Origin of the sequence: Pseudovibrio sp. JE062 (assembly GCF_000156235.1) — a bacterium.
Lineage (GTDB): Bacteria > Pseudomonadota > Alphaproteobacteria > Rhizobiales > Stappiaceae > Pseudovibrio.
In genome coordinates this window covers 104355-116346 of sequence record NZ_DS996814.1, presented here as the reverse complement: position 1 = coordinate 116346, position 11992 = coordinate 104355, and the positions used below count along the sequence as shown (strand labels likewise).

Annotated in this window: 9 protein-coding genes; 1 reads left to right on the top strand and 8 read right to left on the bottom strand. The window is 52.7% G+C overall.

Annotation, left to right across the window (positions count from 1 at the left end; all coding sequences use genetic code 11):
- Nucleotides 1–40: 40 nt before the first annotated feature.
- The 6 genes from PJE062_RS22220 to PJE062_RS22195 form a co-directional block, all read right to left on the bottom strand.
- The gene (locus PJE062_RS22220; protein ID WP_037038011.1) at nt 41–415 is read right to left on the bottom strand and encodes a DUF805 domain-containing protein; all 375 of its coding nucleotides are present in this window, start codon (nt 413–415) and stop codon (nt 41–43) included.
- Nucleotides 416–564: 149 nt separating this feature from the next.
- Nucleotides 565–1011, bottom strand: coding sequence for a DUF805 domain-containing protein (locus PJE062_RS22215; protein WP_008552163.1), 447 nt, complete (start codon nt 1009–1011; stop codon nt 565–567).
- Between the two features lie 135 nt (nt 1012–1146).
- Nucleotides 1147–1380, bottom strand: a complete 234-nt coding sequence (locus PJE062_RS22210; RefSeq protein ID WP_008552134.1) for a FeoC-like transcriptional regulator — start codon at nt 1378–1380, stop codon at nt 1147–1149.
- Nucleotide 1381: 1 nt separating this feature from the next.
- Complete coding sequence (gene feoB, locus PJE062_RS22205) at nt 1382–3724, bottom strand: ferrous iron transport protein B (protein ID WP_008552219.1); 2343 nt, start codon at nt 3722–3724, stop codon at nt 1382–1384.
- Nucleotides 3721–4041 (bottom strand): FeoA domain-containing protein, encoded by a 321-nt coding sequence (locus tag PJE062_RS22200; protein WP_008552167.1) that lies wholly within the window; start codon nt 4039–4041, stop codon nt 3721–3723. The genes feoB and PJE062_RS22200 overlap by 4 nt, the downstream gene beginning before the upstream one ends.
- 142 nt (nt 4042–4183) lie before the next feature.
- Complete coding sequence (locus PJE062_RS22195) at nt 4184–5752, bottom strand: bifunctional aminoglycoside phosphotransferase/ATP-binding protein (protein ID WP_008552140.1); 1569 nt, start codon at nt 5750–5752, stop codon at nt 4184–4186.
- 290 nt (nt 5753–6042) lie between these two features.
- On the opposite strand from PJE062_RS22195, the gene PJE062_RS22190 reads away from it, so the two are divergent.
- On the top strand, nt 6043–7716 hold the full coding sequence (locus tag PJE062_RS22190; RefSeq protein ID WP_008552194.1) for a thiamine pyrophosphate-binding protein: 1674 nt from the start codon (nt 6043–6045) through the stop codon (nt 7714–7716).
- A gap of 109 nt (nt 7717–7825) precedes the next feature.
- On the opposite strand, the gene PJE062_RS22185 is transcribed toward PJE062_RS22190, so the two are convergent.
- Both PJE062_RS22185 and PJE062_RS22180 read right to left on the bottom strand, forming a co-directional pair.
- A complete protein-coding gene (locus PJE062_RS22185) occupies nt 7826–10543 on the bottom strand; it encodes a bifunctional acetate--CoA ligase family protein/GNAT family N-acetyltransferase (RefSeq protein ID WP_008552117.1) in 2718 nt (905 codons plus the stop codon).
- Nucleotides 10544–10844: 301 nt separating this feature from the next.
- A complete protein-coding gene (locus tag PJE062_RS22180; protein ID WP_008552141.1) occupies nt 10845–11675 on the bottom strand; it encodes a universal stress protein in 831 nt (276 codons plus the stop codon).
- Nucleotides 11676–11992 lie beyond the last annotated feature (317 nt).

Genomic DNA, 11992 nt, shown 5'->3' with positions numbered 1-11992 from the left:
GATCCAACGCCACACTATCCAGTTTGTATTCATTCTAATTCTAATATCTGGTTTTGCCTTGGTATGAAGGCTGCACAAACCAATAAAGCAGCAGCAATTCTCCGAGAATCGGTATGAAAGCGATCAGCAACCAGAACCCGGACTTGTTGCTGTCATGCAGTCGCCGCACAGCCACCGCCAGTGAGGGCAGGAAGAATGCGATCGTCAGAATGGAGCTGAGCGGAGCACCATCCTGAACGCTGCCAGCGGGCAGCCCCAGCGTGGGAGCAATAACGAAGTTATCAATCAGATGGGCTGCGATCATCACAATGAGAATGAACAAAACCCACCACCAAAACTCTGAGCGAGGCGCCCGCCCAGTGAACTGCACATACTTCTTGAAACAGGTTCTGATGGCGCTTTGAAAACTAACCACGCGACTCTCCAAGTTTTATAGAAACGCTAGATCGTACCAGCTGACTGGAACATTGAGGTTGGCCATGGAACGAAGTGTAGGAGAGCAAAGAACTTGTCTCTGCGCTCCTGTTTTTTCTGCCTAGGTTTTGCCTTAGCTGAGCTTGAATATTACTCGTAATTGGCGCTGACGGTTTGGCTTGAAGGAAGCAGGTGCCAGTACAATAGAAGCACTGTCCCCAATATAGGGATCACCGTAATGAACACCCAGAAGCCAGAACGGTCAACATCGTGAAGACGACGAACAGCGACCGTTAATGTTGGCAGTAAAAGGAGAAGTGCGACAATCATTGTAAGGATGAAGGGTAGGAACATACCTGCTACCACCACAGCTCCAAGAGTACCTGATGAATGCTGAAGCTCTGAGATGCCAAATGCAAAGCCACTAACAATCAAAATATCAAAAAGAAAAGCTACGGACATGACAAGGATGTTGAAGAAAAACCACCACCAATATTCAGCACGTGAGGCACGACCATAAAAGTTGAAGTAGTTCTTCAAGCAAGTGATGACTGCATCTTTAAAAGTGAGTTCACCTGGTGAGTAGCTGTAGGCCATTGAGCCCTCCTTTTTGCAGGAAAGGCTAGAGTGGGCTTTCTCACCAGAAAGTTGAGGGTATAGGCCAAATGCAAAACAGGAGAGCAAAGAACGTGTCCTTACTCTCCTGTTTGTGATTGTTTGCTTAAGCAGAACTTATTGCTTTAGTTGGTACTGAACCGTTGGCGCAAAGCTGCAGCCCCCGCAGGAGCTGCCACAGCTGCTGGAGGAAGCGCTGGAAGAACAACCCACTTCCTCAATCCGTCCAAGGGCCTTCAGCTGAGAGACCATAGCCATGGCAAAGTCACTTGGGATGTTCATATCCTGAGCGATCTCGCCAACAGTGGCTACGCCTCGTTTTGCCAAAACACCTTCGATCCGCTGCAACATTTTACTCTGCTGCCTCCAGTGCTGCGCGCTGTGCAACAGTGTTGTCCGCCTTCTGGCGCATGAACACCAATACTCCAACAATGGATGCGATCAGGACAACGATCCAGATTGCAGAGGATGTCGGATGACGTGCAAATGTGCCGATCTGATAAGCCAGAGATGCGCCGGAGTAAGCGAGCAGGGTGGTCCAACCGGCAGCAAACAGCGCCCAGTTGCGACCAACCTCACGCCAGATGGTTGCCAAAGCCGCAGTACAAGGAATGTAAAGCAGAACTGCAATCATGTAGGCAAACGCGCCAACCTTGCCATCAAAGTGCGCGGCAAGTGCGGTGAACAAGCCAACTTCAACTTCCTGCTCTTCAGCCGCAATTGAGTAGCTGGAGGTATCACCAATATCAATCCCAAGCGGGTCAAGCATCTGAGAAGTCAGATCCACAATGCTGGCAGTGAAGGTGTTGATCGCGTCCTGAGCAGTCTCTAATGGAGCTGGAGCACCGCCTTCCTCATCTGTGGTGACATAAAGCGTCTGCAAGGTGCCAACCACGGCTTCCTTCGCAAAGATGCCAGTCACCAGACCAACAGTTGCTGGCCAGTCATCTTCACTCAGTCCCATTGGAGAGAAGATCGGGGTGACCTGTTTGGAAACAACAGCCAGCACAGAGTTGCCATTGGCCTCATTGCCAACGTTGCCTTTGAAGTCCACGGAGTTCAGGATTGTCAGCACAGCCACCACAGTGACAATGATCTTACCAGCACCAAACAGGAAGATCTTCAGACGTGTCCAGACCAGCTTCATCACCTGCGCAAACTGCGGCATCTGATAGGTTGGCAACTCAATTGCAAGACTGGTGGACTGGCCTTTGTAGAAGGAGTTGGACAGCGCCCACCCTGTAAAGATCGCAACCCCCACACCCAGCAGATACAGCGCAAACACGATGTTCTGACCATTAACTGGGAAGAATGCAGCCGCAAACAGCGCATAGACTGGCAAGCGAGCGCCACAGGACATGAATGGCGCCATCATGGAGGTCACCACACGCTCACGTTCTGTCTCCAGCGTACGGGTCGCCACAACCGCTGGCACCGTACAACCAAAGCCCAGAATAAGCGGTAGGAACGCACGTCCTGGCAGACCAATCCGGCGCATCAGCCCATCGGCCACAACAGCAGCACGAGCCATGTAGCCGCTCTGTTCAAGGAAAATCTGGCAGAGGAATAGTATCCCGACGATAGGGGCGAACGTACCGACGGTTTGTAAACCTCCGCCAATCGCTGTGATCAGCATTTCCAGCGCACCACCTTCAAGCCCAACTGCGTAAAGCAGGCTCAGTGGTGTCTGGATAAATAAGGCGTCTCCCAATCCATCAAACAGATCGATAAAGTAGGAGGAAACGTTAATCGCGATGAAGAACATCGCATACATCGCGCCAAGGAACACAAATGGGCCAGCCCATTTGGAAAGCACGAAACGGTCAATCTTGTCTGAGAAGCCGCGCACATCCTGAGGCTCAGGCAGTTCCATCAACTGTGAAAGCGAGTAGGCGCGGTTGAAGTAGCTCGTCGCCATCACTAGTTCGGTTGGGTCCTGCAGACGGAGTTCACACTTTCTGGAAACGTCTTGCGCTTTTTCCAGAACCGCTTCTGGAACCATCTGCCGGGCCAGCTTGTCACCTTCCATCAGACGATGAGCCAAAGGCATGGACTGAGAGGACAGCTCAGGAGCCAGCTTTGCGATCTCTCCCGCAAGCTCTTTGACAGGTTTGATCAGATCAAACGGATCCGTCAACAGACGGGAAGGAGCCTCAGGGGAGCGAACTGCCGTAGACAGTTCATCACGCAGACCTGCCAGAGAATGCTCGTCGTGAACTGAAGTTGCGATAACAGGCATGGCAAGCGCAGCAGAAAGACGATCCGCTGCGGTCTGCAAAACACCAGCAGGCCACAAATCTGCTTTTGTCAGCACTGCAACAATTGGCACATCAAATGCTAATGCCTGAAGCAAAATGGCAAGCGAGCGTTCCAGCGCAATTGGATCAAGCACAACAGCCAGAGCGGCCGGGCGATCAGACAAAAGCGCCTGACGGGTAATACGCTCGTCAATGCGGTCATCTTCAGGGGAGGAAAGGGTGGCCACACCTGGCAAGTCCAGAAGAGCCAGCTCGATGGTCTGCGTTTCACAAATGCCGGTTTTACGGTCAACCGTAACACCCGGCCAGTTGCCGATGACCTGACTGCGGCCTGTCAGCTTGTTGAACAGGCTGGATTTACCGGAGTTGGCAGTACCGAGCAGATGGACTTGAGGTTTGTCATCGCAGCGACAAGAGGCGGTATCGTGACAGCTCATTGGCTGACCTCTTCCACCAAAATGGTGTCAGCCAGATCAACACCAACAGCAACGCGCTGCGAGCCAATGGAAAGGATACGTGCCCGCGAGCCGCTACCTTCAAAAATGGTAAGCGAACGATCACTGGTCAGACCAAGCGAGCGCAGCTTCAAGGCATCTGCCCGATCTCGTCCAAGGCGAACGACTTTCAGTTCAATACCTGTACGTGCTTCGGTCAGCGGCTTAGCCTGCACAGGTGGAACGAACGTTTCGCGGTAGGGTGCGAAGACTTCTTTGTGGGGTGCTTGCTCGAATGTTTCTCTGGCTAGCAAAGACATCTACGTCTCCAAAAATCTTAGTTCTTGAAGATATGGAACTGCAATTGCGAATGACTTGCATTGACAGCAATCAAATTCGTGAGCAAAGCAGCTAACCGAAAAGCGTAGCTACCACTTTGTAATTCCTGTAAAAAATGGAATATCAGAGAGCTGGTTCCAGTCCGGTGACGTTACACGCTTGTTCTAAAACATCTTCTTTGGATTTGCTACTGTCCAGCATTGCCCAGTGAATCTCGCCTAAGTCGTAGGTCTGCTGCAAACGCACCACCGCTGCATCCGCATCCGATGCGTCGCCGTGTCGCGCATCAACGCGGTTGATAAGCGTCTCAACGTCAGCTTCCAGCCAGATCCCGATGAACTCAGCATTGGTTTTCTTGGCAAGTCGCTCAACTGAGTCTCTCTCAGTGGGCTTGCCATAAACGCCATCAATGATCACCGAGTGTCCGGCGGCCAAAACCATCTCTGCCCGTCGCAGCAGTTCAGCATACACCTTCGCGGAAAACTCTGGAGTGTAGGTGTCCTTGCTGGCCTTATCCGCTTCACCAATCTCTAGCATCTCTTTGCGGATAACATCTGTCCGCAAGTGCACCGCACCGGGCATGCGCCCCAGCTTTGGCGCCAGTCCTTGCGCAAGTGTCGTCTTACCTGTTCCAGACAATCCGCCAACCACACAGAGAACCGGAGGCGTTGGTGCCAGAGCTCTCTGGCAGATCCTGAAGTACTCCTGCGCTTGCTCCTCAGTCTTCCGGCGTGTTGCACCCTCCTGATGCAATGAAGCGGCGGCTCCGATCTTGGCGCGGATAGCGGCACGCATCATGAGATAGAACCGCAACACGCGTATGTCTTCCAGATGTCTGAGTTCATGCGTTTGCTGCAGATAAGCATTGAGCACCACATTCGCCGCTTCAGGCTCTTTCCGCTCACAAAGATCCAGCAGCAGAAACGCCAGATCGTACAGCACATCCCCGGTTGCGATCGCATCATCAAACTCAACAGCGTCAAACAGCAGCGGCTTGCCATCATGCATCACGATGTTAGCCAGATGCGCATCCCCATGGTTGAGCCGCACAAGCCCATGCTCACCGCGCTTCAGAATAATGCTCTCAATGAATGTGTGTTCTTCCCGCGCTGCTTTATCGAGCGCAATCACCTGATCTGTAGGAAAAAACTGAGGGAACTCCTGAAACGCATCAAGGTTCTGATTGGTATACGCCAACAGATCCTCGATCCATGGCTGCGCATCCCGCTGCGTGGTCCGGCTGTGGGCATCTACCATCAGCTTAGCCAGATCGAGAGCGAGCTCCCGGCTGATCCCTTTTTCCTCAGCAACGCGATCTAGCCCAAGGTGCTCGTTGAAGCGATTCATGTGAACCACCCACTCCACAACGTCCCCATGGCCGGCAAGCTCTAAAGACCCATCTCGCTCTAGCGTAATGGGCAGGGTGCTGCGGTAGATCTGTGGGGCGTACTGGCTGTTGAGCCGGATCTCCGCTTCACAAGCGCTTTTGCGTTTTTCAAGGCTGGAGTAATCTAGGAACGGGAACTTCACATCCCGCTTCATCTTGTAGGCGTCATTCCCAACAAGGAAAGCAATGTTTGCATGCGTATCGATGCGTTTGACCTCTTGCCCCCTGTGCGCGTCGGGGGAAGAGAAGAAGCCAATGATATCGCTTTGGGTCAGGGTATCCACGTCAAAACTATCAGCGGTCATGGGTCCATCCATCGAAACTGCGCAAATCTATAGGTGTTGTGCACCTTCAGGCTGCAATTGCCAATCTATCAATCGGGCTTAGGAGGTATTCTAGGGCTATGGATCTTTTATGAAAGTGAAAAGCAAGGGTAACTCAATAAACTACTCAATCTGTCATGCAGGCTTCATCATTCTCACTGTGATTTGCCCAGTTCATTCCGTCTCGGAATAATAAAGGGAAATACTGCAGATTTTCACGAGCGCATATTCCGCGTATCTTCGCCTCAATCAAATTACGACTGGAGTGAGGGATGAGCCAGACAAAGCGGACCGGTGGTCAGTTAATCGTAGATGCGCTGGAAGATCAGGGCGCAGAGCGTGTCTTCTGTGTGCCGGGTGAGAGTTACCTTGCAGTTCTGGATGCGCTATACGATGCCTCCATTCCAGTTACCCTGTGCCGTCAGGAAGGTGGCGCGGCCATGATGGCTGAGGCTTGGGGCAAAATGACCGGTAAGCCGGGTATCTGCATGGTGACCCGCGGTCCGGGCGCTACCAACGCTTCCGCTGGTGTCCACGTGGCACAGCAGGACTCCACGCCGATGATCTTGTTTGTTGGTCAAATCGCACGTGATATGAGAGAGCGGGACGCCTTCCAGGAGGTCAACTATCGTCAGATGTTTGGCAGTATCGCCAAATGGGTTGCCGAGATTGATCAGTCAGACCGTATTCCGGAAATGATCTCTCGTGCCTATCACGTCGCCACGTCTGGCCGTCCGGGCCCTGTGGTTCTGGCTTTGCCGGAAGATATGCTGATTGAACTGGCAGAAGCGCGGAGCGTTCCAGCCATGCGCCCAATCGAAACGCACCCATCGCAAAATCAAATGGAAGAGTTCCGCGAGCTGCTGGAAGGTGCTGAACGCCCATTCTTCATTCTCGGTGGCTCCCGCTGGTCAGAAGAAACCTGCGACACTTTCAGAGCCTTTGCTGAGAAGAACAACCTGCCGGTTGGCGCATCCTTCCGCCGTCAGATGCTCTTTGACAACGGCCATGCCTGTTACGCGGGCGATGTTGGCATCGGCATCAATCCAAAGCTCAAAGCTCGTATCGAAAACTCTGACCTTATCGTGTTGCTTGGAGACATCCTCTCCGAAATGCCAAGCCAGTCCTACTCCATGCTGAACATTCCTGTTCCAGCGCAAAAGGTGGTGCACATCCATCCGGGTGCAGAAGAACTTGGCCGCATGTACCTGCCAACGCTGGGCATCAACGCAAGTCCGGCTGGCTTCTGTGAAGCGCTGTCAAAGTTGGATGTGAAACAGCAGGCAAGCTGGAAAGCACAGGTTGAAGAGGCTCATGCAGATTATCTTGCATGGTCGGGTGCGCGGCCAAAAGTGGCTGGTGACCTGCAGATGGCTGAAGTTATGGAGTGGATCGAGAATAACCTCGACGACACCACCATCTTCGCCAACGGTGCTGGCAACTACGCCACATGGGTCCACCGCTTCCACCGCTTCCGCAAATATAACACCCAGCTCGCACCAACTTGCGGTTCCATGGGCTATGGCCTGCCAGCCGCTGTTGCAGCCAAGCTGAAGTTTCCGGAACGCGATGTTGTTTGCTTTGCCGGTGATGGCTGCCTGCAGATGACCATTCAGGAACTGGCAACCGCAGCGCAGGAAAGGGCCAACATCATTGTCGTTGTGGTCGACAACGGCATCTACGGCACCATCCGCATGCATCAGGAACGTGAATACCCGGGCCGTATCAGCGCAACCACTCTGCAAAATCCTAACTTTGCTGATGTGGCAAAGGCCTATGGCTACCACTCCAGCACAGTGAAAACAGCAGATGAGTTCGGCCCAGCATTTGAGGCTGCAAAAGCAAGTGGCAAACCAGCCCTGCTACACCTGCATCTGGATCCGGAAGCAATCACGCCAATCCGCTCGCTGACAGAAATCCGCGAAGCCTCAATGGCAACCAGTTAAACTTGGATAGTGAGGAGGCGATGGTTTACTGCGTATCTCCGAAAAGTGGAAACCGGTTTTCGGATAAAGATACGCAATTTCAAAAGCTAAAGCTGTTCACATTTCAGCTTTAGCTCATCGTCTCCCGATCAAGGGCGGTCACGTCCAAAATGACGTCTGAAAGCGCATCATCATCCGGAGAGCGCTTTACGCGGAAGCCGAGGCTGCGGCACATATCCAGCATGGTGGTGTTCTCGCGCAAAACTTCCCCTTTGACAGTCTGAATACCATCCACCTTCGCATAACGAATAATCAGCTTCATCAGCACCCAGCCGAGGCCCATACCTTTCAGGTTGGACTGAACCATCACCGCATACTCACCTTCAGTATGGTCAGGGTTGGCATGCAAGCGAACCACGCCCAAAATATTGCCGGTCTCCGGATCAATCGCCGCAAACGCCATCGCGCGCGCATAGTCCAGCTGAACAAGGCGGGCGAGGAATGTATGTGAGAACTCTTTGACTGGAGCAAAGAAACGCAAGCGCAGATCTTCAACGGAAACCTTCTCAAAGAAGCTCTTCAGTTTGCCCTGATCCTCTGGCCGGATTGGTCGGATAAGAACAGTCTTGCCATCTTTAAGCTTGTGCGTGTGCTCCCACTCAACAGGGTAGGGCACAATGGAAAGGCGAGATGCACCTTGCCGTCCCGGGCGTTTTGCCGGAGAGCTGATCGCCACACGGGCATCCAGCACCACGATGCCGTTCTCGTCGACAACAACCGGATTAAGATCCAGCTCGCGAACCTCTGGGAAATCAACCGCGATCTGAGAGAGCTTCACCAAAAGGTGCTCCACTTCAGACACATTGGCTGACGGCCTGTTGCGGAAGCCTTTCAGCAGTTTGGAGGTGCTGGTGCGGGAAACCATCGCCTTGGCAAGGTTGAGATCAATCGGCACCAGATCAATGGCGCGGTCTCCAACCACTTCAACGGACGTTCCACCCTTACCGAAAACAACAACCGGCCCAAACACCGGATCATCTGCAAGGCCTGCATAAGTCTCCAGACCAAACCGGCGGGTCACCATCGGTTGGATTTCGACACCTGTGATCTCGGCTTCAGGATAAGAGTGCTTCACATTGCCAAGGATCTTCTCAAAGGTTGCTTTCACCCCTTCAACGCTATCCACGCCAAGATGAACTCCGCCTACATCGGATTTGAAGGTCAGATCAGGGCTGCTGACTTTAAGTACAAGCTGGTTGTGTTTATCAAACAGAACCTCAGCCACCTTGGCGGCTTCTTCAACGGTCTTGACCAGATGCAACTCCACCTGATTGACGGAGTAGGCCCGCAGCAACTCGCGCGTCTGCAACGGAGTGAGCCACTTCTGGCCGTTCTCCAGCGCAACGCGGATCGTCTCTTTCGCAAGCCTTAAGTTCGGCTTGTAGTCGCTGGGCAAGCTGTCCGGCACAGCTGAAAGGTGGTCTTTTGCTTCTTTGTAGCGAACAAGGTGCATGAAGGACCGGATTGCGCCGGATGGGCTCGGATAACACGGCACCCTTGCCTCATCCAGAACCTGACGCGGAATGTTCGCGCCGCCCGCAAGAGTTGTCACAAAGGCCTGATGCTTGCCAAGCCGCTTGCGATCTTCCTTGCCAGCTTCCGCCAGTGCTTTTGCGATTTCAGTAAAGTCCTCAAACGCAGTGGGTGCAGCAATGGCAAGAACACCATCAGAGTTTGGGTCTTTCAGCAGAGCACTGATGCCCTCTTTAAATTCCTCAGGACTTGCAGCTTCTTGCAAAACCATCGGGTTGTCTGCACGCGCATCTGTACGCGTAAGCGAGACCAGCTTCTCTTTGGTCTCTTCGCTGATCGGCGCCAGCTTACCACCCACTTTGGCAAGACGGTCAGCAGCCAGCGTCGCCAGACTACGTCCATTCGCGATGATGGAAAGACGTCGTCCAGCAGACGGAGCGACACGGGTAATCGTCTCAGCCGCCTCAAACATCTCATCAAGATCATAAACACGCAGCACGCCTGCACGCTGTAGTGCCGCATCATAAACGGAATCGCGCGTTGCTAAGCGGCTGGAATGTGCTGTGCCGGAGATATGTTGGTCACGGCTCGCACCACTACGGATCACAATCACAGGCTTGGAACGCGCAGCTGCGCGAGCCGCAGACATGAACTTGCGCGGGTTCGCAATTGTCTCCAAATGCACAAGGATCGCCTTGGTCCGGTAATCCTGTGCGTACCAGTCCAGCAAATCTGAGACGTCAACATCCAAACGGCGCCCAAGAGATACCACACCGGAAAACCCGATAGAGTTGGCCTTGGCCCAGGCTAGTGTTGTGTTGAAGATGGTGCCGGAACGGGAAATCAGCGCCAGCTCTCCCTTCAATGCCTGCTCGCTAGTCAACAGTGTAGAGAGTTTTGAATGTGGGGAGGCAATCCCAAGGCTACCCGGTCCAAGAATGCGAATGTTAAATGGGTGTGCCGCTTTCAAAAGCGCATCAAGATGTTCATCCCGCCAGCTGTCAAAACCACTTGCCGGAATAACAACTGCCCGCGTGCCTTGCTCTCCAAGCTGCTTGATGTCCTCTGCCGCTGTTGTGTGATCGCCAAGCAAAATCGCCAGATCAGCTTTGCTCTCGACCTCTGCAATTGAAGCAACGCCTTTAAAGCCGTCCGCTGATGCATCAGGCAGCCCGACAAACGTTTTGGGTCCGCTAAAACCACTGCTCTCAATGCTGTCGATAAGGCGTTGCAGGATCACCTCCTGCTTGCTGTTCGGGCCAACAATGGCAATGGAGCGTGGAGAGGTCAGGCCCTCAAGATTGCAGATCGTCATAGCGCACTTCCCGTCAAACTCACTCGAGTTTTAAAGCGTACTCCCGAAAAGTGGGCACCGGTTTCCGGGTAGAATACGCGGCAAAAACAAAAGCCAAAGCAGTCTGAGCGATCCAGACATTTACAAACTGCTTAGGGTGCTGTTCCCGTTGGTTTCATTGAGGCTGATTCCCGTTCACAGTTGGTGAACTGAAAGCATCATCCCCAAAATAGAAGAGAGGTGCGACAGCAAGGCGACACCTCTCTCCGTTTCATAAGGCAAGGATCAGGAGGCGTAATGGGAACATAGCCTCCCGATAAGATTAGTGAGCCATCAGAACTGGAATGGTCATGGAATGGAGAATGTCGCGGGTTGCTCCACCTACGAGATATTCACGCATACGGCTGTGGCCGTAACCACCCATCACCAGCAGATCAACTGCGTTTTCAGAGACGTAGTTGAGAAGCGCATCACCAACACCGATTGGTGGGTTGTTGATCACGTCAACGTTGATCTCCAGATCATGGCGTGCAAGGTACGTTGCAATGTCAGAACCTGGCTCACCTTCAAGTGGCAGACCTTTGTTCACGATCACGATTGTCACCTGCTCAGCCATTTCCAGAATTGGAAGCGCTGCATGCACTGCGCGTGCTGCTGTTGCACTACCATCCCACGCAACGACGACTTTCTTAGGAGTGAAGTCACCTTTGGAGATGAATGGCACGATCAAGGTAGGCACGCCGGATTCGAACAGCAGACCTTCGATCAGCATTTCGCGCATTGGTTCTGGTGCTTCAGGATTGTCCTGACCAATCACGACCATATCGCTCAAGCGGCAATGACCCATAATGGATTCGAGGCTGCCACCGGTCACGATCTCTTCCACGCGGGTCTCAGTAGAGATACCAGCCAGTTCTGCGTAGCCTTTGAACTTCTCGGTAGAAGTCTTAGCAGCATCGATGGCTTGGTTTTTAGCAACCTGCAAATAGTCGGTTGGCATTGGTGCAGCCAGGAAGCCTGGTACAATTGGCTCAAATGCCAGCGCAAGCCCCGTCGCATGTGCGCCAGCCTGACGTGCGAACTCTACAGCAACCTTAGAAGCTGTTTGATCGCCGTTCAGATCAGTAATGGTAAGAATGTCCTTGATTGCCATAAGCCTGTCTCCTTGCCCTCTATTTCTTAGCGGTACGGGAGGTTGTCCCTCGCCTGAAATATTAGGTCAGCATTGCAGTCTCTGCTTTGATCCTTGTCAACCTTAAACATTGGGATAAGGTTTTGAAAAATAATGCAGTTTCACTATTATTGAAAGTAAGGGAGTGTAAGGTAGCGCAGTTTCGACCCTAATAGGTATACTTAAAGTCTTTATACTTTAGGCAAAGAAGAACTGACAGGCTGCATAAAAAGCAGATATTTTATACACTTGCGCCCTGCAAAGATAAATTGAAGAACCGAACCTAGGGGCATGTGAAT